Raw genomic sequence first — 21,385 nt, 5'->3', positions numbered from 1 at the left:
GGGGAACCCATGGAAAAGCAGTCGAAAAAAGAAATCATGTTTGAACGCATGAAAGAAAAGAAAAAGGAAGTGAGAGTCGTCCGACGCATCGTATTAATAGTCGTGCTGATCCTATTGGTTGTCATCGGTATCGCAGGCTTTCAAACCTATAATTACATCAGCAGCGCTCTGGCGCCGGTTGATCCGGAATCAGAAGAAGTGGTGACAGTCGAGGTCCCAATCGGTTCAAGTTTGGATAGTATTGCGGCATTGCTTGAAGACAATGGTGTCATCGAAGATGCCCGCATCTACAAATACTATGTTAAATTCAATAATGAATCCGAGTTTCAGGCAGGAACTTACGATCTGTTGCCTTCCATGACACTGGATGAAATTACGGAAAGCCTGAAAAGCGGTAAAGTATATCGGGAGCCACTATTTACGATTAATGTTCCGGAAGGCTTAACGGTAGAAGAAATTGCCGAAAACGTCGTTGCAGAGAAAACGTCGCATACGGCTGAGGAATTTTTGGCGAAAATAGAGGATCCGGCTTACCTTGAAGAGCTGATGATCAAGTACCCTGAATTATTGACGGATGAAATTATGGGCGAAAACATCCGCTATGCACTCGAAGGCTATCTGTTCCCTGCCACTTATCCGATTTACGAAGAAGATCCTTCACTGACATTGCTCATTGAACAGATGCTTGATACAACACAAGCTAATGTTATGCAATACCAGGCCGTATTGGAAGAACTCGACCAGTCTCCGCACTGGTTGCTGACATTCGCTTCCCTTCTGGAAGAAGAAGCAACAGCGCAGTCTGATCGCCAAACCATTGCCAGCGTCTTTTATAACCGATTGGAAGACGACATGCCGCTGCAGACAGATCCAACCGTCATCTATGCAATGGGGGAGCACAAGGACCGATTATTCAATACGGATTACGAATTTGAACACCCGTACAGCACCTATCAGAACAAAGGATTGCCGCCGGGGCCGATTGCGAATGCCGGAGGATCTTCGATTGAAGCAGTGCTCGATCCTGCTGATACCGAATACTTCTACTTCCTGGCTGATTCGACTGGTACGAATCATTTTGCCAAAACCTACGAAGAACATTTGGCAAACCGGGATGAACATATCGGAAACTAAAATTTTTGAGAAGGAAGCGCCCTCGCTTTCCTTCTCTTTTTATGGTAACATTTGAAGTAATTTTTGCTTAGTCGAAAAGGAGCTTTCCAGTATGGTGAACAATCAATTAACTACGACGCTTCACGCCATCCAAACCTATGCTGCTGTGCATCATGTGCCGATCATGGAAGATCAGGGCATCCAGGAACTGGTGAATCTGTTGAAAGCCCAGCAGCCTGAACGGATTTTGGAAATCGGTGCGGCTATCGGCTTTTCTGCGATTAAAATGGCTGAGGCGTTGCCGGCGTGTACGGTGGATACCGTTGAACGCGACGATTCCCGCTACGGGAAAGCGGTTGAGTTTATTGCGCAATCAGGTTTTGGGGAACGGATACGAATTTTCCATGCAGATGCATTGGAGCTTGACCTGAGCAGTCTGAAACCGCAGTATGATGCCATCTTTATCGATGCGGCAAAAGGACAATATGAACGCTTTTTCGATAAGTACGAGGCATTATTGCCAACAGGCGGAATCATATATTGCGATAATATGGCGATGCATGGACTTTCAGCTATCCCTTTATCTGAAGTGCCGAGAAGAAAGCGGACGATGATCCGAAATCTGGCGGTCTTTAAGGATCATATGCTCCACCATCCCCGCTATGACACGGAATTATTGTCATCTGGAGACGGTATTATGATCTGCAGAAAAAAATGAACAAACTAAAAAGAAGTATGCTAGGAGCTAAACAACATGTCTACTAAACGGCCGGTCGTTATTGGGATCGCAGGGGGTTCAGGCTCGGGAAAAACGAGTGTAACGAACTCCATCTACGAAGTATTTAAAGAAAACTCAGTGGTAGTGATCGAGCAGGACTATTATTACAAAGATCAGAGCCATTTGGCTTTTGAAGAACGCCTGGCAACGAATTATGACCATCCATTGGCATTTGATACGGATTTGCTGATCACACATGTCAACGAATTGCTGGAGCGCCGTCCCATCGAAAAACCGGTTTATAATTACGCGTTACATACACGTGCTGAAGAAACGGTCATAATCGAACCAAAAGACGTAATCATCCTGGAAGGAATCCTGGTGCTTGAAGATCTGCGCCTGCGGGAATTGATGGACATCAAATTGTTCGTGGATACAGATGGGGATCTGCGCATCATCCGCCGTCTGCTGCGCGACATCAACGAACGGGGACGGACCATCGATTCCGTCATCGAACAATACTTGACCGTCGTCCGCCCGATGCACAATCAATTTATCGAGCCGACAAAACGCTATGCGGATGTTATCATTCCAGAAGGCGGACAAAATGAAGTGGCGATTGATTTAATGGTCACGAAAATCAAAACTATTCTTGAATAGATTGTAAAACTATAATATGATGAGACCAGACTGACGGTTGCACACGTGCATCCAGGTCAGCAGTTGAAGGAGTGGAAACAATGGCTAACGAAAAACAATTTCCAATGACAGCTGCAGGAAAGCAGAAGTTGGAAGATGAACTGGACTTTCTGAAAACAATTAAACGCAAAGAAGTGGTTGAACGCATTAAAATTGCCCGTGATTTCGGAGATTTATCCGAGAACGCAGAGTATGATTCCGCAAAAGAAGATCAGGCATTTGTAGAAGGCCGTATCTCAACATTAGAATCGATGATCCGCAACGCGGTTATCATAAATGAAAATGAATCAAATAAAGACATCGTTCGTTTAGGGACGACCGTTACATTTATAGAAGTTCCAGATGGCGATAAAGAATCCTACACAATTGTCGGATCAGCTGAAGCGGATCCGATGGAAGGCCGCATTTCAAATGATTCTCCGATTGCCAAAAGCATGATCGGCCGCACAATCGGTGAAAATGTCAAAGTATTGACACCCGGCGGAGAAATGGAAATCAAGATTCTTTCAATCACGTGATAGAGGCGGCCATTCTGTAAAAGGGATGGCCGTTTCTCATTATTTTGACTTTAACTGAAACGAAATTATGGTTGAAACGTCAAATTTGTCATACTGGATTTATGGTAAACTATTAAGAAAGGGGGACATCCAATGACTAACGAAGAAAAACCGTATCCCTCTCGTTTGAAGAAAAAGAAAAACCGGTCAAATTCCATTTTGAATATCATGATCGGCTTGGTATTTGCATTGATTCTCATTATTGGAGTTTCCATGCTGTTTAGTGGAGGGGACGATCAGGCTCAAGATTCTGAAGCAGTAACGATTTCACCTGAAACCGAAGACCAAACGAGTGGCACTGGCGACAGTGAAGACGTAAGCGCAGGTACTGAAGAAGAATCGGAAGAAGACGCTGAAGCTGCTGAAAAAGAAAAAGAAGCAGCAAAAAAAGCTGAAGAAGAAAAAGCTGAAAAAGAAGCTGCTGAAAAAAAAGCTAAAGAAGAAAAAGAAAAAGAAAAAGAAGGATCTGTCACAAAAGGCGGAACCATTACACGTGAAGATTCCAGCGACCCGATTGTAGAAGAAACAGTCATCAACACAAGCTGGGAGCCGGTCGGCACCAAGCAAAAAGGTGACCACGTTTCTGTCTACCAGAAGGATTCTGTGGATTGGAACGAAAAAGTCAACGCGGTTGCCTATGCAACAGGCCTTGATGCCAATAATATGTATGTCATGATGATTAAAAACGGCGGCGGTCCGCAGAAGTCGATTGCGACCGTGCAGTCTAAGGATGAATCTGAGAAATACCGTGTCCACATGGAATGGGTAGACGGCGAAGGCTGGAAACCGGTGAAATTGGACGTACTGAAAACGCTGGAAGGCGCCTATTGATAAAGGCGTCTTTTTCTTTGCTATAATGTAAGTGGAACTAAAGAAGCCGGCTTTTACACAACGTTCCGGACGCTTTGGGTAGGGCAAAGACGATTGCTCCTGCGCAAGCTCGTCGCCAATGAGATCCCAGGAATGCCTGGTCCCTCATTGGCTCTAGCGAGAAGTCAGGCAAAGGATGCCAGTCTGCTTGCTCCGCCTAGCCCATGGACACGCCGGCGCTAAGAGATATTGTTAATTCGATGTGAGTCACTGTGTTTCCACACTATATTTATAAAAGATATGGAGCAAATCAGCGGAGACTCCAGCGGGGTAGCGGAGCTGATTTGTGGAATATCAGCAGGCGAAGATCTTTGGCACAACTTATATGTAAATGATAATGAAACAGATAAGATAAACTGACACTGGAATGGGGAATGGCAAAATGAAAATCGGTGTAATTGGTGCGATGGAAGAAGAAGTTCAGTTGTTGAGAAGCGGTCTGGAAAATCCACAGACAGAAGAAATTGCGAAATGTGAATTTACGTTGGGTACATACGAAGGACAGGAAATCGTCTTGCTGAAAAGCGGCATCGGCAAGGTCAATGCCGCCATGTCGACAACGATCCTCCTGCAGCAATACAAGCCGGATATTGTCATTAATATCGGCTCAGCAGGTGGATTTGATGAAGAGCTTGAAGTAGGCGCGGTAGTCATCTCCGACGAAGTCCGCCATCACGACGTGGATGTCACGGTCTTTGGTTATGAAATGGGACAGGTTCCCCAATTGCCCGCGGCTTTCACTTCCAACGAAGAATTGATTGAACTGGCAGTCAAAGCAGTGAAGGAAATGGGCCAGCATGATTACGCAGTCGGTTTGATTGCGACGGGTGACTCGTTCATGAATGATCCGGAGCGCGTGGCTAGAGTGCGTGAATATTTCCCGACGATGAAAGCGGCCGAAATGGAAGCGGCGGCGGTCGCGCAGGTCTGCTACCAATTTGACGTGGCATTCGTAGTCATCCGTGCTCTATCTGATATTGCCGGAAAAGAATCATCAGTATCATTCGATGAATTTTTGCCGATGGCAGCCAAGCATTCAACGGAAATCGTCTTTAATGTGATCAGCCAGTTGGCCGCGCGCATCTAAGTTAATTGATGGCATAAGCCAAAATAAAAAGCTGAGGACGTTTTCTCAACGTCACTCAGCTTTTTTTACACTTTTCTTAAGGTGAAGGTACTGACCATCAATAAGGAACAGACAACGAACAGGAACATATAGACGACCGGCGAAAGCACGGATAGCCCGAAATAAGATAAGGTGATGATCGTGCCAGCCGCTGTAATCGGCAACCCGGTAAAATACCCCGTGGCATCTGAGATGTTGAAACGTGCCAGCCGAAAACCGCCACACGAAATATAAAGAACTGTAAAAACCATTCCGATAAAACCAAAGTCCGATAAGACAAGCTGATAAATTAAAATTGCGGGCGCAACACCAAAGGATAATATGTCACTCATCGAATCGAGTTGTTTTCCTAATTCTGATTCCTGATTGAACTTCCTTGCCACCATACCGTCAAAGCGGTCCAAAAAAGCTGCGATAAATATAAATAGCACGCTATAGCTATAAGATCCATTTAAAGTGGCCATAAGTGAAGCCCCGCCAAACAGCATATTGCCGATTGTGATGGTGTTAGCGGTCTGTGACCTCAGCTTTTTTATGGTGTGATCCATTTTTTCAGTAATTAACAATGGAAAACACTCCTTCTTTTTTGTAAACTTGTTCACTCTATTATACTGTGAAAGGTAAAAAAATGGTAGACTATTTTAGCAACGGAGGCATCTCTATGAAAAAATATTTGTACCAGCGTTCCATTGAACTTACAAATGGAGCTTTTACTTCGAATCTGATTCGACAGTTTGCCCAATCCAAAAACAGCCGCAGGTATATTCCAGGTTATATTAAAGCCTATCAGATTTTAACGGATGATGTTGAAAAGCCGTTGGATTCCTTTCCGACACTCCACGATTTCTTTGTCCGTAAATTGACTGCAGCCAGCCGGCCGATCGACAGTGCACCAGTGGTTTCGCCCGTGGATGGAAAAGTGGAAATTGCTGGAGACCTACAGGGAGAAACTCGGTTTCTTGTGAAGGGTCAGCATTATTCCCTAGCCGACCTATTGGGTGACGCCACTTTGGCAGCCCGTTATCAGCATGGCAAATACGCAGTTTTATATTTATCGCCTGCCGATTATCACCGGATCCACAGCCCGGCTGACGGCAAAGTGAACAAGCAATACGTACTTGGAAAAAAGTCGTATCCAGTTAATGCGGCCGGATTACAGTACGGAAAAGCACCGATCAGCGGAAATTACCGCATGATCACCGAATTGGAGACGGCCTTTGGCAGGATGCTTATAGTCAAAGTAGGCGCCATGTTCGTCAATTCCATCAAGTTGACCGAAACCGGCAGCGAATGGCAAAAAGGCAGCGAAGTGGGCTATTTCAGTTTCGGTTCCACAGTTGTCTTGTTTTTTGAGGAGAATTCCATCAAATTTGTCGAAGATATGTCGGATGGCAAGCGGATCAAGGTGGGAGAAGCGCTAGGAAATATGGTATAATCAAAAGCATTAAGTTCGGAAAACAGGAGTGGGTTGCAGTGTATCAGAATTTTGTACCAAGCCAGTATGTAAAAGATGTTTTCGACATCAAGCCGGAAACATTGATTGAAAAGAATATTAAGGGCATTATTACGGATTTGGATAATACGCTTGTAGAATGGGACCGTCCGGATGCGACGCCGAAATTGATTGAATGGCTGACATCGATGAAGGATGCGGGCATCCAGGTAGTGATCGTTTCCAACAACAAGGAATTGCGCGTCAAGTCGTTCGCGGACCCTTTAGGGATTCCGTTTATCTATCAAGCCCGCAAACCGATGGGCCGCGCTTTCCGCAAAGCGCTCCGGATCATGGAAGCGAAACGCGACCAGGTGGTGGTGATCGGCGATCAGATGCTGACGGATATCTTCGGCGGCAATTTGAATAAGATGCATACGATCCTGGTATTGCCGGTGGCTCAGTCTGATGGCTTTTTCACCCGTTTCAACCGGAGAGTTGAACGAAGAATCATGAAGAGATTGAAAGAAAAAGGACAATTGATGTGGGAGGAAGAAAATTGAGTGAAATACCAACTTGCATCGGATGCGGTGTACAGATTCAAACTGAAAACAAAGAAGAGGTAGGATATGCTCCGCCGTCTTCATTGGAAAAAGAAGAAATTATTTGCCAGCGTTGTTTCCGCCTGAAAAATTACAACGAACTTCAACCGGTTTCTTTGACGGATGATGATTTTCTGCGTATTTTAAATGGTTTAGGGGAACGTGATGGCTTGATTGTGAAAATTGTCGATATTTTCGACTTTAACGGCAGCTGGCTTCCGGGCCTTCATCGCTTTGTCGGGAATAACGATATTTTGCTGATTGCCAATAAAGCGGATTTACTGCCGAAATCAGTCAAACAGCATAAATTGATCCATTGGATGAAGCAGGAAGCCCGTAAATTAGGCTTGCAGCCGATTGATGTGTTGACGGTCAGTGCCCATAGAGGAACTGGGATTCCAGAAGCTATGGAAGCTATCGAAAAATACCGCAAAGGCAAAGATGTCTATGTGGTCGGCTGTACGAATGTCGGAAAATCAACTTTCATCAACCGTGTCATCAAACAGGCGACAGGGCAGGCGGATGTTATCACGACTTCCCATTTCCCTGGAACCACACTGGATATGATTGAAATTCCATTGGATGACCAACGTTCATTGTTCGATACACCAGGAATCATTAACCACCATCAATTGGCACACCATCTTCAAACGGCCGATCTTAAGCAGATTATGCCTAAAAAAGAAATCAAGCCGCGCGTTTTCCAATTGAATGCAGAACAGACGCTATTCATCGGCGGATTGGCTCGCTTTGACTTTATTCAAGGCGATCGTTCGTCCTTTACAGTCCACATAGCCAATGACCTGCCAATCCACCGGACCAAGCTGGATAATGCAGATGCCTTGTATGAGCAGCATTTAGGCGGTATGCTGGCACCGCCTTCAGCAGAGTACAAAGATGATTTTCCGGAATTGGTGCGCCATGAGTTCAGCATTAAAGATGCGAAGACGGATATCGTCTTTTCCGGGCTTGGCTGGATTACGATTCAACACGGCAATGCTGTCGTTGCTGCCTATGCACCTAAAGGTGTAGAAGTTCTTGTGCGCCCATCGCTGATTTAGGAGGTTTTTAGATGAAGAAATGGTACGCGGTGATCGGTGATCCGATTGCCCATTCCTTATCCCCATTCATGCACGATACATGGTTCGATGAACATGGCATTGATGCAGCCTATATTCCGATCCATGTGGAACCGTCACAGCTGGAAAAATCATTCGAAGCCATGAAAACACTGGGAATCAGCGGCTTTAATATCACCCTGCCGCATAAACAGTCGATTGTTCCGCTTCTTGGCAAGCTGGAAGAAAGCGCCATGCAGATGAATGCCGTCAATACGGTGAATTTTGATGGAACGCAGTATACCGGTTCGAATACGGATGGCGACGGCTTTGTCCGGTCACTGCTTGTCCACCCTGTCGATAAAGCATCTAAAGTTTTGCTTATCGGAGCGGGTGGTGCGGCAAGGGGCATTGCTTATGCGTTAAAACGCGCTGGCTTCAGTGATGTCACAATCACCAACCGGACATTCCGCCGGGCAGAAGAATTGGCTGCCGAAACTGGCGGTACCGCTGTCACACTCAAGGATTCCGAAGAGGGCTTGGCTGAATTTGCGATTCTGATCCAAACCACATCTGTAGGTTTGGCAACAGGCGAAGCTTTGCCGATTTCACTGGAACAGGTCAAGGCTGGAACCTTGGTGGCGGATATCATCTACAATCCACTGGAGACACCTTTTTTAAAGAGGGCTGAAGAAAAAAATTGCGTTACATTAAATGGTGTCGGCATGTTTGTCTATCAGGGTGCAATTGCATTTGAGAAATGGACAGGCATTCAGCCGGATACTGAAAAAATGATCAAATTGATCACAGAAAAACTAGGAGGCACTTATGTTAACAACTAAACAAAAAAGCTTTTTGAAAAGCGAAGCACATCATCTTGCACCGATTTTCCAGGTAGGCAAAGGCGGCGTCAGTGATGCTATGCTCGTTCAGATCAAAGAAGCATTGGAAAAACGAGAATTGGTAAAAATTAGCATTCTTCAAAACAACGAGGACGGCAAAGATGAAGTGGCAAAAGCGCTTGCCAAAGGCACAAAATCCCAATTGGTCCAATTGATTGGCCATACAGTAGTGCTGTATAAGCAATCGGTCCATAATAAAAAAATCGAGCTGCCGTTTAAAAGATGAAGAAAGTCGGGATACTGGGCGGAACTTTCAATCCACCTCATCTCGGCCATCTGATTATGGCCAATGAAGCGTTCTATTCAGCCGGATTGGACGAAGTGCGCTTTATGCCCAATTTTATTGCACCGCATAAGGATGTAGTGGGTGCCACTGCACAGCAGCGGCTGGCGATGACCCAATTGGCGATTTCCGGCCATCCGCAATTTCAGATGGAAGATGTTGAAATCAAAAGCGGTGGGGTTTCCTATTCTTTTGATACGCTGACGAAGCTGATTGAACAAGAACCGGATACGGAATTTTATTTTATCATCGGGGGCGATATGGTGGAAGGCTTGCCTTCCTGGTATCGCATCGATGACTTGGTGAAGTCCATTCGCTTTATTGGAGTCAAGCGTCCGGGGTATAATATAGAAACACCTTATCCGGTCATGATGATCGATTCGCCTGAATTGCTGTTGTCATCCACGATGTTGAGAGAACGTGCCGCTTCTGGCGGGCCACTTACTTTTTTGGTGCCTGACAAAGTAGAGGCGTATATTCGAGAGGAGGGATTATATGGATTCCAACCAAATGCTGCAGAAGGTTAAAGAGCGGCTGCCTGAAAATCGCTTTACCCATGTACTTGGTGTAATTGAAACGGCTGTAGGGCTTGCCCGGAAATTTGATGTATCTGAATCGAAGGCTGAAACCGCCGCGATTCTGCACGATGTAGCGAAGTTTTCAGACCAAGAGTGGATGAAATCCATTATTGTCTCTGAAAAGATGGATCCCTTATTGCTCGACTATCATGCGGAACTTTGGCACGCACCTGTAGGCGCTTATTTGGCGAAAACCGAATTTGGCGTAGAAGATGAAGATGTCCTTAACGCAATCCGTTATCATACAACGGGGCGCGAGGAGATGTCTGATTTGGAAAAAATCGTCTATATTGCCGATTTGATCGAACCAAACCGCAAATTTTCAGGTGTTGAAGAATTGCGACAATTAGAAGAACGGGGATTGGATGTTATGATGGAAGCCTCGGTCAAACATTCCATCGAATTTTTAGTATCGAAAAATCAACCGGTATTTCCGGATTCACTGAAGTGTTTCAATTACTTCGTGCAACAGAAAGGGAAAGTGAAAGAATGACTAAAGAAACTTTACTACAAGTAGCTTATAATGCTGCAGAAGATAAAAAAGCAGAAGACATCGTTGTCTTGAATATGGAGGGAATTTCGCTATTGGCTGATTTCTTCGTCATCTGCACAGGAAATTCCGATCGCCAGGTTCAGTCGATTGCAAAAGAAATCATGGACAAAGCGCATGAAGAAGGCCATGAAGTAAAAAGCATCGAAGGATTTGATTCGGCGCGCTGGATCCTTGTCGATCTTGGCGATGTTGTGGCACACGTTTTCCATAAAGACGAACGCTCATATTATAATTTAGAACGTCTGTGGAGAGAAGCTCCGCAAATGGAAATATGAAATACGGAAAATTTGCCGCAGTCTATGATGGACTGATGGAGGATATTCCTTATGAAAAGTATGTGGAGTGGGTCGCTTCCCACGCCCCGTCCGGCAAATTGCTGGATGTGGCGTGCGGAACCGGCACATTGTCACAGCTCTTTGCTGAAATGGGCTATAACGTGACCGCCAGTGATTTGTCTGAAGACATGCTGACGGTCGCCAATCAGCGTTTCCAGGAAGCAAACCAGTCGATTCCAGTCCTTCAATTGTCCATGGACAACCTTGAAGGGCTGAGCGGCTTTGATCTTGTCACGATTGCCATCGACTCTTTGAATTATTTGCAGACTGAACAACAGGTCCAGCAGACGTTCAAGGAAGTTTACGCCGCATTAAACCCGGGCGGCCATTTTTTCTTTGATGTGCATTCCGTTTTTAAAGTGGATACCGTTTATATGGCGAGCCCATTTGTCTACGATGCAGAGGAAATCGCTTATATCTGGCATACAGAGCCTGGTGAATCGCCGCATAGCGTAATTCATGACATGACGTTTTTTGTCCGTCAGAATGGACTGTTTGAACGTTTTGAAGAAACGCACGAGCAGCGCACCTTTCCTATCGAAGTTTATACGAAATGGCTGGAAGCTGCAGGGTTTTCTGTAGATCCGATCACCGCCGATTTTTGGGGTGAATCTCCCACTGAAGAAAGTGAACGTATTTTCTTTCATGCCAGAAAAAAATAAGATTAGCCCAAACCATCTGCAGGTTGCAGGTGGTTTTTTGATTGTCAGAAAATGATGGACAAGAACCTTTGAATTACTATATAATTCAGACAGCTTCCATTTAATTGCCTTCTGAAGAAATGAGGAATGCCAGCTGAAACTTTCCGAGCTTCAGAACAAACCCGCATGGCTGCTGATCCCCGCTGCTGCCATAGCGCTGCTGATGATTTATTTCTTCTTTCCACAAGAAAAGGCGGAAACAACTCCTGCCACTTCTCTCGAACTGATCAACGCTGAATCCCCTCAGCAGACAGAAACCCCAGAAAATGAAAATCCCGTAATCGAACCCAAATTGATGATTGATATGAAAGGCCAGGTGGTTAGCCCTGGTGTATATGAGCTGCCGGCAGGATCGCGCATGCAGGATGCCATTGATGCAGCCGGCGGATTTACGGCAGAAGCCGACAGCCGCGCCATCAATCTGGCGTTGATTGTCGTGGATGAAACAAGTTTGTATGTACCGGCGACTGGTGAGGAAGCCGTTTTGCCTGCCGTGGCACAGGCTTCTTCAGCGGGCGGCAGCAGCCTGATCAATATCAATCTGGCTACTGAAACGGAATTGATGGAATTGCCCGGTATCGGCCCGTCAAAGGCCGCTGCCATACTTGCTTACCGGGACGAAGCCGGGAGCTTCAAGTCACCGGAAGAACTGACGGAAGTCACGGGCATCGGCGACAAGACGTTTGAACAATTAAAAGATCTCATCACCGCCAAATAGAAGACCCGTGCCACAAAAGACGGTTGACGAAACTGTCGCCTCTGCTACACTTATTTTAACTACACAAGCAGGAGGCAATTAAATGAAGCGAATAACTTGGGACCAATTTTTCATGGCGCAAAGCCATTTGCTCGCACTTAGAAGCACATGTACCCGACTGGCTGTCGGAGCGACCATTGTGCGCGACCGGAGAATTATGGCAGGCGGCTATAATGGCTCAATTTCAGGCGGCGACCATTGCATCGATAAAGGCTGCTACGTGGTTGACGGACATTGTGTCCGGACCATCCATGCAGAGATGAATGCTTTGCTGCAATGCGCAAAATACGGCGTCAGCGTCAATGGTGCCGATATGTATGTCAGCCATTTCCCGTGTCTGCAATGCACAAAGTCCATTATCCAATCGGGCATTTCCCGATTGTATTATGCCACTGACTATAAAAACCATGAATACGCCATTGAATTATTGGAACAGGCGGGAGTGGAAGTGGTGCAGGTGGTATTCGATGAGCGGAAAATCGATTTTTTAAGTGTTGAAAAATCAGCTCTCTATATCGAACTTCTGGAGAAATTGCGTGAAAAAGGCGGAAGCGAAGAAGAATTGGCCCATTACAGCGAACGGGTGAATCAATTATTCGGAGAAATCGAAGTGTAACAGCCACTACTTTACTATACCTGGCAGCAGCAACAGCTCTTGCCACATATGCAGCGCATGAAACAGCGGTTCAACTCGTGTTCATGGCGCTGCTTTTTTGTTGGATGTACTGGAAAAGGGAAAGTCTGGCATTGATCATCAGTATTCTTTTAATTGCCTGCGCGGTTTACCTCGTGCAGGATTTACGCAGCCAGGATGGCTTTGATTATTCGCTGCCTTATTCAGGAGAACTGACTTTTCGAGCGGGTGCAGTGATCGACGGCGATAGTTTGAGGGGGTTTGCGGCCTTGGCGGATGAGACGATCGTCTACGCGCGGTACCGCGTGAGCTCGGAGGAAGAGAAGCTTCTAATGGAGGGCTTAATGGATGGCTCTGTCTTTCAGGTATCCGGTATTTTTGAACCCCCTTCAGCTCCTTCCCACCGCTATTCATTCCATATGGCTGATTATCTGAAGCATAATGGGGCCGCTTCGCTATTGACGATTCAGTCGGTGGATGGCGCAAGAGACAACGATACATGGATCAACCGGCTATTGAACAGAAGAGATGCCCTGAAGCATCATATCCGTGAGCATTTTCCTGAAAGTCTGACAGCAGAAGCCGAAGCCCTGCTGATCGGTGAACGGGAAAATATGGATCCTGACGACCAGCGTGTCCATCAAACACTGGGCATCTCTCATTTATTCGCTATTTCCGGATTGCATGTCGGCATTGCATCCGGCTTGTTGTATTTTATTCTTGTGCGGCTGCATATCCGAAAAGAGACGGCAATCATCCTTTTGCTGGTTGTTCTGCCGCTTTATGCGCTGATGGCGGGCGGAGCTCCTTCTGTATGGCGTGCGGTCGGCATGGTTTCCGTCGTATTGGCGGGCAAGCTGTTCGGCTTCCGGTTGTCTATTGCAAGTATTATGTTAACCAGTATGATCGTTTTCATGCTGTGGAATCCGTACGCCATGTATAAAATCGGCTTTCAGTTGTCATACGGCGCGACATTCGGCATTATTTACTCGTTGAAATTTCTGGGGGAGCTCCAATCTTCTGTGAAAACGGGTTTTGTCATTACGTTCATCTCGCAGATGACGCTGTATCCGTTGCTGTTGTTCCACTTTTTTGAGCTGTCGCTGTCTGCGTTTGTGGTCAACAGCCTATTTGTTCCGTTGTTTACATTGCTTATCCTGCCCGCCAATTTTCTGCTGCTCCTTCTGACAGCGGCATTTCAGCCGGCCGCCGATTTTGTTTTTTACTTTTATGAACCGTTGCGCGGTGAAATCGATCGTTTCATGGTTTGGCTGGCGGCTTTGCCTTATCAGCTGTGGAATCCAGGCAAGCCTGGAGTTTTTACCGTGTTTTTGCTGATGGGCAGTGTCTATGCATTTTATTGTGCGGCTGAGCGGAAATTCCGCTTTCGTCAATTGCTGATCCTATTGGTGCCGGCTTTGCTGTTTACGGCATTGCCTTATATGGATCCGCGCTTGAAGGTGACTTTTCTGGATGTCGGACAGGGGGATAGTGCGCTGGTCGAGCTGCCTTACCGGCAGGCCGTCTATTTGATTGATAGCGGTGGGCTGCTGCGTTTTGATACAGAAGCTTTTAAAGAGAAGAAAAGGCCCTATGAAATCGGCAGACAAGTTGTTGCGCCTTATCTGAAAGGGAATGGGATTTCTTCGGTCGACACTTTCATCATTTCCCATCCGGATGCAGACCACGCTGAAGGAGCAGAAGAAATTTTTCGGATATTCCCAGTCGATGAACTGCATCTGACTCCAGGTTCCGCATCGAATGCATTGATGGTGCAGTTGGCACCGGATACGGCTGGAACGGAAGTGGTGTTTCCAGGAGCGGGCTCGAATTGGTCGGTGGGAGAGACTCAGTTCACTTATTTATCGCCAAAGGATGCGGAGTACGAAGGCAATAATGATTCGCTGGTGCTGTTGATGAAGACCGGGGACTACCGGATTTTATTTACCGGCGACCTGGAAGCGGGAGGTGAGAAGGATCTGCTGGAGCCTTATGGCAACGAACTCGCCGGACTGACCATATTGAAAGTGGGCCATCATGGCAGCAAGACGTCCAGCAGTGAGGAGTTCCTCGCTGCGCTTTCGCCTTCACTGTCGATTTTCTCAACTGGCGCGGACAATCGCTATGGCCATCCAAGCCCCGAAGTGGTGGAACGGTTCGCCGAGTTGGAACTCGAAACGCTGAACACCGCAGAAAATGGCACCATCCGATTGCTCTATGATAAAGGAGAGCTGGAGTTGGAAACCATGCGGTGATAAAAAAACGGAGCTATATAAGTTGAACTGCTAATCTTTCACAGCCGCTATTTGGATCCGTACCTGCTAGTGTGTGAATGAAGAAATATACGGTCATGGCTAGTAAAGTGAATCTCTTAGCGCCGGGGCGGTTGAGTATCATTCATATTATATAGACAACAAAAAAAGGTTCCGGGTCATTAGATGACCGGAACCTTTTTTGAGTTAATTACCGTGCTGCGAACTGTACAACTCCAGCAATGATAAAGATAAGGGCGAAAAATCCAAAGGATACGACGAAGCCCATACCTGCGTCGATTGCATCGTTACGCTTGGACTGTACATTCTGTTCAAATTCATTCATTGAAATCCCTCCTAATTCCTTCTAATTATAAGCGAAGACAAAGCAAAAATCTAGATTGAAGTGGACTTAAACCGAGTAATTTATGCGCCGACACATAACTGTCAAATACCCAAAGCGGCAAAAATCCGATATAGTAGAGGGAGGGGAGGCTGATAAGATGATTACTTCCGTGTGGAAATCCATACGCAGCGGACAAATAGACCCTGTTTATCTCATTGTAGGAACAGAAAGCTATTTTATCGAAAAAACTTTAGATTTATTAAAAGATAAATTAACGGATGGCGGCGAATTGGAGCTGACTTTTTTTGATTTGGATGAAGTGCCTGTCGACCACGTCATTGATGAAGCGGATACCATTCCCTTTTTCAGCGACCGCAAGCTGATCATTGCGCGGAATGCGTCGTTCCTGAAAGCGGCGGAACGCGGAAAAGAAAAAATCAACCATGACTTGAAGGCGTTGGAAGCCTGGCTGGAACATCCACCCGGCAGTTCTGTGACGATTTTTGTGGCGCCTTATGAAAAGCTGGACGAACGCAAAAAAGTGACCAAACTGATGAAGCAGCACACTGTCCTGGTGGAAGCTAAATCACTCCAGACGAATGATTTGGAAAGCTGGCTGATGCACGAAGCCAAAAGTTTCGGCAAAGGCATCGATCTTAAGGCAGCACAGCGGCTGATGGAGATGGCCGGCACCAACCTGACGCTGCTGTCTTCGGAAATCGAGAAGATGTCCTTGTACCTTGGGGACGCAGAAGGCGACATCACCGTGGAACTGGTAGAGGCGATGACCGCTCGGACGCTCGAGCAGGATGCTTTCAAAATGCTGCAGTCGTATTTGGACGGCGACGTCAGCGGAGCACTCAGCGTTTATTACGATCTGTTGCGGCAAAAAGAAGAGCCGGTTGCGCTGACGGCTCTGTTGGCCTCGCAGATCCGTTTTATGATCCAGGTCTATTATTTGCAGAAAAAAGGCTATCACGCGCAACAGATTTCGAAGCAATTGAAAGCCCATCCGTACCGCGTCAAGCTGCTGGTGGAAAAACGCCAGCAGATTTCCGAGAAACGGCTGCTGCAGGTGCTCGGTGATTTGGCAGCTATTGATTTGCAGCTGAAAACAGTCAGCGGCAACCGCGACCGCATTTTGGAATTTTTCCTGATGAAGCGCGGCGGACAAGCCAAACGCTGAAAAACAATAGAAAAAAAGCCGGTTCCTCTAGAGGAACCGGCTTTTTTTAAGTTTTACGCTTGTTTCATCAAGCGAGCTTTTTTACGGGATGCAGTATTTCTATGGATCAAGCCTTTAGAAGCCGCTTTTTCCACTTGTTTAATCGCCGCTTTTACAGAATCGCTAGCGTTTTCGTCTTTATTAGTCAAAGCTGTTTCAGCTTTCTTAATAGAAGAACGCATTGCTGATTTCACATGTGAGTTTTGAGCGTTTTTAGTGTCGTTCGTACGCACACGTTTGATTGCAGATTTAATGTTTGGCATATCTTTCACCTCCTAGACAATATGAAAGAGAGGAAATCATCCCTACTCTTTAATGTCTCTATACAACATGAGTTATTTTATCAAATCAGCGAAAGGAATGCAATAGTTACGTGCAAAGAAGTTTGCCTTGACACCAAAATGAATTCGGGAGCTTTTATTGCTCAATGCTTGCTGTACTGCTATAATTCATAGTAGTTTATATAGGAGTGAAGAGAATGAATAATGAGGAAAGATTATCCCGTCAAAGCAAAATCCGCAACTTTTCGATTATTGCGCACATTGACCATGGCAAGTCTACGCTTGCAGACCGTATTTTAGAAATGACGAAAGCGTTGACCACACGAGAAATGAAAGCTCAGTCACTGGATTCCATGGATCTTGAACGGGAACGCGGCATTACCATTAAATTGAATGCTGTCCAGCTTAATTATAAAGCCAAAGATGGAGAAATCTATATTATGCATTTGATCGACACGCCTGGACATGTCGACTTCACCTACGAGGTGTCACGAAGCCTGGCTGCCTGTGAAGGCGCTGTATTGGTTGTCGATGCAGCCCAGGGGATTGAAGCGCAGACCTTAGCGAACGTCTACCTGGCATTGGACAATGACCTGGAGATCCTGCCGGTCATCAATAAAATCGATTTGCCTGCCGCTGACCCGGAGCGTGTCCGCCAGGAAATTGAAGAAGTCATCGGACTGGATGCTTCTGAAGCTGTACTTGCATCAGCAAAATCAGGAATCGGCATTGAAGACATTCTTGAACAGATCGTCGCAAAAGTCCCTGCCCCAACCGGTGACCCGAGTGCACCATTGAAGGCTCTGATTTTTGATTCTCTTTACGATCCGTATCGCGGCATTGTCGCGTATATCCGAATTGTTGAAGGAACCGTTAAACCCGGCGACCGCATCAAGATGATGGCTTCCGGAAAAGAGTTTGAAGTCATCGAAGCGGGTGTTTTCACTCCTCATGCCATTCTCCGTGACGAATTGACGGTCGGCGATGTTGGCTTCTTGACTGCGGCTATTAAAAATGTCGGCGATTCGACGGTCGGCGATACCATTACGCTGGCCAATAATCCGGCAAAAGAGGCTTTGCCGGGCTACCGCCGGTTAAACCCGATGGTCTATTGCGGCATGTACCCGATCGATACATCGAAATACAATGATTTGCGCGACGCATTGGAGAAGTTGGAATTGAACGATGCCGCCTTGCAGTTCGAACCGGAATCTTCCCAAGCACTTGGTTTTGGCTACCGTTGCGGTTTCCTTGGCCTGTTGCATATGGAAATCATCCAGGAACGCATTGAGCGCGAGTTCAGCATTGATTTGATCACTACGGCTCCAAGCGTAATTTACAATGTCCATATGACGGACGGCGAAGTGCTGAAAATCGACAACCCTGCCATGATGCCGGATGCACAGAAAATCCAGGTTGTGGAAGAGCCTTACGTTAAAGCGACGGTCATGGTGCCAAATGATTACGTCGGAGCGGTCATGGAAATCTGCCAGCGCAAACGCGGCAATTTCCTGACGATGGATTATGTCGATGACAGCCGTGTCAGCATCATCTATGAGTTGCCTTTGGCTGAAATTGTCTATGATTTCTTCGATCAACTAAAGTCAGGCACGAAAGGCTACGCTTCGTTTGACTACGAATTGATCGGCTACAAGGAATCTAAACTCGTCAAGATGGATATTCTCCTGAATACGGAACAGGTGGATGCATTGAGCTTTATCGTCCACCGCGATTTTGCTTATGAACGCGGCAAAGTCATCGTTGAAAAATTGAAGAACCTGATTCCGCGCCAGCAGTTCGAAGTGCCGATTCAAGCCGCCATCGGCCAGAAAATCGTTGCGCGCCAAACGATCAGTGCGATACGCAAAAACGTCCTTGCCAAATGTTACGGGGGAGACATTTCCCGTAAACGGAAACTTCTTGATAAGCAAAAAGAAGGTAAAAAGCGCATGAAGCAGGTTGGATCTGTCGAAGTTCCACAAGAAGCATTCATGGCTATCCTGAAAATGGACGACCAATCAAAATAAACGAAAAAAAGGAGGCGGGAATTTCAGCCTCCTTTTCTTATTAGAAATGAGGAAATAAAAATGGTAAAAGGATTGTACATCCATATTCCATTCTGCCACCAAATCTGTTTTTACTGCGATTTCAATAAAGTCTTCTTCAAAGATCAGCCTGTGGATGCCTATATTGATTCAGTGGGCAAAGAACTGGCATTATGGAAACAGCAAGGCGCACTCGACAAGCCGCTGGAAACGATTTTTCTAGGGGGCGGCACCCCGACATCTCTGACTCCGCTTCAATTGGAGAAGCTGCTGGGCTATATTCATCTTTATGTGCCAATGGCCGCTAACCTTGAATGGACATCAGAAGCCAATCCGGATGAACTGACCAAAGACAAGATGCAGGTGCTGTTTGACGGAGGCGTCAACCGCTTAAGCATGGGCGTCCAGTCGTTTGACGAGGACCTGTTGAAGCGGCTGGGCCGTACCCATAGCAACTCAGACGTGAAACGCGCAGTCGATTCAGCCCGCCTGGTCGGCTTTGAGAATTTGAGCTTTGACTTGATGTATGGCTTGCCCGGGCAGACCATGCAGCAATGGGACGATACACTGGATCAGGCATTCGCTTTTGATTTGCCGCATTTCTCAGCGTATTCACTGATCATTGAACCGAAAACCGTTTTCTATAATTTAATGACAAAAGGCAAACTCAACACCGTTACCGAAGATCTGGAAGCCGATATGTACGACAAGCTGATGAATAGAATGGACAGCCGCGGTTTGAAGCAATACGAAATCTCCAATTTTGCGCGTCCAGGCCACGAGTCGCACCATAATTTATTGTATTGGGACAATGTCGAATATATCGGCGTGGGCGCTGGTGCCCATGGCTATGTGGATGGCGTGCGTTATTCGAATGCCGGTCCGTTGAAGAAATACATGGAACCATTGGATGCGGGTGAACGCCCGATCCTCAGTACGCATGAAGTGCCGGTCCATGAAAAAATGGAAGAGGAGATGTTCCTGGGTCTCCGGAAAACAAAAGGCGTTTCCTTGCTTCATTTTCAGGAAAAGTTCCAAAAACCGATGCAGGAGGTTTACGGCAGTATCTTGGAGAAGGAAATCGCCAAGAAAAATCTGGAGATTGCCGGCGGCTTTATCAGGCTGACCAAAAAAGGCCGATTTGTCGGAAACGAAGTATTTGAACAATTTTTATTGGCGTAAAGCTCTTCCGTTGACAAGGATCATTATATTTGTTAATTTTAATGTAGTATTAGCACTCAGGTAGGTAGAGTGCTAACAGAGGTGATGATCATGTTAACAGAACGGCAACTGCTCATCTTAAAGGTGACAGTGGATGATTATATTCAATCAGCTCAGCCGGTAGGATCGAACCAACTCTCCAAGAAACCCGAAATCCCTTTCAGTCCGGCGACTATACGCAATGAAATGGCGGATTTGGAAGGCATGGGCTTTCTGGAAAAAACCCACACGTCTTCCGGCCGCATTCCTTCAGAGAAGGGATACCGCTATTATGTCGACCATTTGCTGACGCCAAGGCCGCTGCCGCAACAGGATATCGTGCAATTGCGTTCGATTTTCGAAGAAAAACTGACAGAGACAGAAGAAGTCATTAAACGCTCTGCAATGATTCTTTCGGAATTGACCAATTACACCTCCATTTTACTGGGGCCTGATGTACGCAGGCACATCGTCAAGAAATTATCGATTGTGCCATTGACGCAAGACGCGGCAGTTGCGATTATCGTCACGGATTCGGGCCATGTGGAAAATCGGATGTTTTCCATTCCGCCGGGGCTCAACCCGTCGGATATTGAGAAGATGGCGAATATCCTTAACGAACGGCTGGTCGGTGTATCGCTGAACAATCTGCATCTGCGTCTGGAACAAGAGACCTTGACGATTTTAAAGCAGCATGTAGAACGTTATGGCGAGCTGTTTCATACGTTCAGACAAGCGGTTTTATTGCCGCATCCGGATGAAAACGTCTATTATGGCGGAAAGCTCAACATCCTGAAACAACCGGATTTTCACGATCTTCAAAAAATCAGGAATTTGATGGATGTAATGGAAGAAGCCAAGCACATTCCGATGATTTTGCCGGTTGGAAGCCAAGGCCTCCACATTCGCATCGGCTCGGAAAACGTGCTGTCGGCAATGGAAGACTGCAGTGTCATCACGGTGTCGTATGATATCGGTGAAGAACAGACGGGCTCTATCGCCATCATCGGCCCAAAACGGATGGATTATAAACGCATCGTTTCCATATTGGATCTGTTAAGCGGTGATTTATCGAAAGAGCTGACCCGCATCTTTAAGGGAACGTGAACAAAGGAGGA

Annotated in this window: 25 protein-coding genes; 22 read left to right on the top strand and 3 right to left on the bottom strand. The window is 46.4% G+C overall.

Annotation, left to right across the window (positions count from 1 at the left end; translation table 11 throughout):
* Positions 1-9: 9 nt before the first annotated feature.
* From mltG to mtnN, 6 genes are all read left to right on the top strand, one after another.
* Positions 10-1,134 (top strand): endolytic transglycosylase MltG, encoded by a 1,125-nt coding sequence (gene mltG, locus AC1MEO_RS05285; RefSeq protein WP_480334817.1) that lies wholly within the window; start codon positions 10-12, stop codon positions 1,132-1,134.
* Between the two features lie 91 nt (positions 1,135-1,225).
* Positions 1,226-1,831, top strand: a complete 606-nt coding sequence (locus AC1MEO_RS05280) for an O-methyltransferase (protein ID WP_480334815.1) — start codon at positions 1,226-1,228, stop codon at positions 1,829-1,831.
* A gap of 36 nt (positions 1,832-1,867) precedes the next feature.
* On the top strand, positions 1,868-2,491 hold the full coding sequence (udk, locus tag AC1MEO_RS05275; RefSeq protein ID WP_480334814.1) for a uridine kinase: 624 nt from the start codon (positions 1,868-1,870) through the stop codon (positions 2,489-2,491).
* 80 nt (positions 2,492-2,571) lie between these two features.
* On the top strand, positions 2,572-3,048 hold the full coding sequence (gene greA / locus AC1MEO_RS05270) for a transcription elongation factor GreA (RefSeq protein ID WP_480334812.1): 477 nt from the start codon (positions 2,572-2,574) through the stop codon (positions 3,046-3,048).
* A 132-nt stretch (positions 3,049-3,180) separates the two neighbouring features.
* Positions 3,181-3,918: a YrrS family protein gene (locus AC1MEO_RS05265; protein WP_480334811.1), complete on the top strand. Its 738-nt coding sequence runs from the start codon at positions 3,181-3,183 to the stop codon at positions 3,916-3,918.
* 421 nt (positions 3,919-4,339) lie between these two features.
* Entirely contained in the window at positions 4,340-5,044 is a 705-nt protein-coding gene (mtnN, locus tag AC1MEO_RS05260; RefSeq protein ID WP_480334810.1) for a 5'-methylthioadenosine/S-adenosylhomocysteine nucleosidase, read from the top strand.
* A 65-nt stretch (positions 5,045-5,109) separates the two neighbouring features.
* Here mtnN and pssA read toward each other — a convergent pair whose 3' ends face one another.
* The gene (gene pssA / locus AC1MEO_RS05255; protein WP_480334809.1) at positions 5,110-5,649 is read right to left on the bottom strand and encodes a CDP-diacylglycerol--serine O-phosphatidyltransferase; all 540 of its coding nucleotides are present in this window, start codon (positions 5,647-5,649) and stop codon (positions 5,110-5,112) included.
* 95 nt (positions 5,650-5,744) lie between these two features.
* Here pssA and AC1MEO_RS05250 point away from each other — a divergent pair, with 95 nt between their 5' ends.
* From AC1MEO_RS05250 to AC1MEO_RS05195, 12 genes are all read left to right on the top strand, one after another.
* Positions 5,745-6,518: a phosphatidylserine decarboxylase gene (locus tag AC1MEO_RS05250; RefSeq protein ID WP_480334808.1), complete on the top strand. Its 774-nt coding sequence runs from the start codon at positions 5,745-5,747 to the stop codon at positions 6,516-6,518.
* A gap of 38 nt (positions 6,519-6,556) precedes the next feature.
* The gene (locus AC1MEO_RS05245) at positions 6,557-7,078 is read left to right on the top strand and encodes a YqeG family HAD IIIA-type phosphatase (protein ID WP_480334807.1); all 522 of its coding nucleotides are present in this window, start codon (positions 6,557-6,559) and stop codon (positions 7,076-7,078) included.
* On the top strand, positions 7,075-8,178 hold the full coding sequence (gene yqeH, locus AC1MEO_RS05240) for a ribosome biogenesis GTPase YqeH (protein ID WP_480334806.1): 1,104 nt from the start codon (positions 7,075-7,077) through the stop codon (positions 8,176-8,178). The genes AC1MEO_RS05245 and yqeH overlap by 4 nt, the downstream gene beginning before the upstream one ends.
* Before the next feature lie 11 nt (positions 8,179-8,189).
* The gene (gene aroE, locus AC1MEO_RS05235; protein WP_480334805.1) at positions 8,190-9,017 is read left to right on the top strand and encodes a shikimate dehydrogenase; all 828 of its coding nucleotides are present in this window, start codon (positions 8,190-8,192) and stop codon (positions 9,015-9,017) included.
* Positions 9,004-9,303 (top strand): ribosome assembly RNA-binding protein YhbY, encoded by a 300-nt coding sequence (gene yhbY, locus AC1MEO_RS05230; protein WP_480334804.1) that lies wholly within the window; start codon positions 9,004-9,006, stop codon positions 9,301-9,303. Before aroE ends, yhbY begins: the two co-directional genes overlap by 14 nt.
* A complete protein-coding gene (locus AC1MEO_RS05225; protein WP_480334803.1) occupies positions 9,300-9,887 on the top strand; it encodes a nicotinate-nucleotide adenylyltransferase in 588 nt (195 codons plus the stop codon). Before yhbY ends, AC1MEO_RS05225 begins: the two co-directional genes overlap by 4 nt.
* Positions 9,856-10,431 (top strand): bis(5'-nucleosyl)-tetraphosphatase (symmetrical) YqeK, encoded by a 576-nt coding sequence (yqeK, locus tag AC1MEO_RS05220; RefSeq protein ID WP_480334802.1) that lies wholly within the window; start codon positions 9,856-9,858, stop codon positions 10,429-10,431. The genes AC1MEO_RS05225 and yqeK overlap by 32 nt, the downstream gene beginning before the upstream one ends.
* On the top strand, positions 10,428-10,766 hold the full coding sequence (gene rsfS, locus AC1MEO_RS05215) for a ribosome silencing factor (protein WP_006828715.1): 339 nt from the start codon (positions 10,428-10,430) through the stop codon (positions 10,764-10,766). The genes yqeK and rsfS overlap by 4 nt, the downstream gene beginning before the upstream one ends.
* Positions 10,763-11,488, top strand: a complete 726-nt coding sequence (locus AC1MEO_RS05210) for a class I SAM-dependent DNA methyltransferase (protein ID WP_480334800.1) — start codon at positions 10,763-10,765, stop codon at positions 11,486-11,488. The genes rsfS and AC1MEO_RS05210 overlap by 4 nt, the downstream gene beginning before the upstream one ends.
* A 202-nt stretch (positions 11,489-11,690) precedes the next feature.
* Positions 11,691-12,245, top strand: coding sequence for a helix-hairpin-helix domain-containing protein (locus AC1MEO_RS05205; protein ID WP_480334799.1), 555 nt, complete (start codon positions 11,691-11,693; stop codon positions 12,243-12,245).
* Positions 12,246-12,327: 82 nt separating this feature from the next.
* Complete coding sequence (locus AC1MEO_RS05200; protein ID WP_480334798.1) at positions 12,328-12,900, top strand: ComE operon protein 2; 573 nt, start codon at positions 12,328-12,330, stop codon at positions 12,898-12,900.
* Positions 12,901-13,031: 131 nt separating this feature from the next.
* On the top strand, positions 13,032-15,173 hold the full coding sequence (locus AC1MEO_RS05195) for a DNA internalization-related competence protein ComEC/Rec2 (protein WP_480334797.1): 2,142 nt from the start codon (positions 13,032-13,034) through the stop codon (positions 15,171-15,173).
* Between the two features lie 208 nt (positions 15,174-15,381).
* Here the strand turns inward: AC1MEO_RS05195 and AC1MEO_RS05190 are convergent, their stop codons facing one another.
* Positions 15,382-15,516: a YqzM family protein gene (locus tag AC1MEO_RS05190; protein ID WP_006828710.1), complete on the bottom strand. Its 135-nt coding sequence runs from the start codon at positions 15,514-15,516 to the stop codon at positions 15,382-15,384.
* 157 nt (positions 15,517-15,673) lie between these two features.
* On the opposite strand from AC1MEO_RS05190, the gene holA reads away from it, so the two are divergent.
* Positions 15,674-16,702 (top strand): DNA polymerase III subunit delta, encoded by a 1,029-nt coding sequence (holA, locus tag AC1MEO_RS05185; protein WP_480334796.1) that lies wholly within the window; start codon positions 15,674-15,676, stop codon positions 16,700-16,702.
* Positions 16,703-16,755: 53 nt separating this feature from the next.
* Here the strand turns inward: holA and rpsT are convergent, their stop codons facing one another.
* Entirely contained in the window at positions 16,756-17,004 is a 249-nt protein-coding gene (rpsT, locus tag AC1MEO_RS05180; RefSeq protein ID WP_480334794.1) for a 30S ribosomal protein S20, read from the bottom strand.
* Positions 17,005-17,219: 215 nt separating this feature from the next.
* Here rpsT and lepA point away from each other — a divergent pair, with 215 nt between their 5' ends.
* From lepA to hrcA, 3 genes are all read left to right on the top strand, one after another.
* Entirely contained in the window at positions 17,220-19,049 is a 1,830-nt protein-coding gene (lepA, locus tag AC1MEO_RS05175) for a translation elongation factor 4 (protein WP_480334793.1), read from the top strand.
* A gap of 60 nt (positions 19,050-19,109) precedes the next feature.
* The gene (gene hemW, locus AC1MEO_RS05170) at positions 19,110-20,249 is read left to right on the top strand and encodes a radical SAM family heme chaperone HemW (protein WP_480334792.1); all 1,140 of its coding nucleotides are present in this window, start codon (positions 19,110-19,112) and stop codon (positions 20,247-20,249) included.
* Between the two features lie 90 nt (positions 20,250-20,339).
* On the top strand, positions 20,340-21,374 hold the full coding sequence (gene hrcA / locus AC1MEO_RS05165) for a heat-inducible transcriptional repressor HrcA (RefSeq protein ID WP_480334791.1): 1,035 nt from the start codon (positions 20,340-20,342) through the stop codon (positions 21,372-21,374).
* The last annotated feature ends 11 nt before the right edge of the window (positions 21,375-21,385 follow it).

The sequence above is a fragment of the Planococcus sp. BI3 genome, from assembly GCF_056680115.1.
The sequence above is the reverse complement of the archived record's forward strand: the minus strand, read 5'-3'. Positions and strand labels throughout refer to the sequence as shown.

Excerpts from the sequence above, each read along its gene's own strand:
- mtnN (WP_480334810.1), top strand. The coding sequence starts at position 4,340 with ATGAAAATCGGTGTAATTGGTGCGATGGAAGAAGAAGTTCAGTTGTTG.
- greA (WP_480334812.1), top strand. The coding sequence starts at position 2,572 with ATGGCTAACGAAAAACAATTTCCAATGACAGCTGCAGGAAAGCAGAAG.
- yhbY (WP_480334804.1), top strand. The coding sequence starts at position 9,004 with ATGTTAACAACTAAACAAAAAAGCTTTTTGAAAAGCGAAGCACATCAT.
- yqeK (WP_480334802.1), top strand. The coding sequence starts at position 9,856 with ATGGATTCCAACCAAATGCTGCAGAAGGTTAAAGAGCGGCTGCCTGAA.
- udk (WP_480334814.1), top strand. The coding sequence starts at position 1,868 with ATGTCTACTAAACGGCCGGTCGTTATTGGGATCGCAGGGGGTTCAGGC.
- AC1MEO_RS05210 (WP_480334800.1), top strand. The coding sequence starts at position 10,763 with ATGAAATACGGAAAATTTGCCGCAGTCTATGATGGACTGATGGAGGAT.
- AC1MEO_RS05250 (WP_480334808.1), top strand. The coding sequence starts at position 5,745 with ATGAAAAAATATTTGTACCAGCGTTCCATTGAACTTACAAATGGAGCT.
- mltG (WP_480334817.1), top strand. The coding sequence starts at position 10 with ATGGAAAAGCAGTCGAAAAAAGAAATCATGTTTGAACGCATGAAAGAA.
- lepA (WP_480334793.1), top strand. The coding sequence starts at position 17,220 with ATGAATAATGAGGAAAGATTATCCCGTCAAAGCAAAATCCGCAACTTT.
- rpsT (WP_480334794.1), bottom strand. The coding sequence starts at position 17,004 with ATGCCAAACATTAAATCTGCAATCAAACGTGTGCGTACGAACGACACT.
- holA (WP_480334796.1), top strand. The coding sequence starts at position 15,674 with ATGATTACTTCCGTGTGGAAATCCATACGCAGCGGACAAATAGACCCT.
- AC1MEO_RS05205 (WP_480334799.1), top strand. The coding sequence starts at position 11,691 with ATGATTTATTTCTTCTTTCCACAAGAAAAGGCGGAAACAACTCCTGCC.
- rsfS (WP_006828715.1), top strand. The coding sequence starts at position 10,428 with ATGACTAAAGAAACTTTACTACAAGTAGCTTATAATGCTGCAGAAGAT.
- hrcA (WP_480334791.1), top strand. The coding sequence starts at position 20,340 with ATGTTAACAGAACGGCAACTGCTCATCTTAAAGGTGACAGTGGATGAT.
- AC1MEO_RS05225 (WP_480334803.1), top strand. The coding sequence starts at position 9,300 with ATGAAGAAAGTCGGGATACTGGGCGGAACTTTCAATCCACCTCATCTC.
- AC1MEO_RS05200 (WP_480334798.1), top strand. The coding sequence starts at position 12,328 with ATGAAGCGAATAACTTGGGACCAATTTTTCATGGCGCAAAGCCATTTG.
- AC1MEO_RS05190 (WP_006828710.1), bottom strand. The coding sequence starts at position 15,516 with ATGAATGAATTTGAACAGAATGTACAGTCCAAGCGTAACGATGCAATC.
- aroE (WP_480334805.1), top strand. The coding sequence starts at position 8,190 with ATGAAGAAATGGTACGCGGTGATCGGTGATCCGATTGCCCATTCCTTA.
- AC1MEO_RS05265 (WP_480334811.1), top strand. The coding sequence starts at position 3,181 with ATGACTAACGAAGAAAAACCGTATCCCTCTCGTTTGAAGAAAAAGAAA.
- AC1MEO_RS05280 (WP_480334815.1), top strand. The coding sequence starts at position 1,226 with ATGGTGAACAATCAATTAACTACGACGCTTCACGCCATCCAAACCTAT.
- hemW (WP_480334792.1), top strand. The coding sequence starts at position 19,110 with ATGGTAAAAGGATTGTACATCCATATTCCATTCTGCCACCAAATCTGT.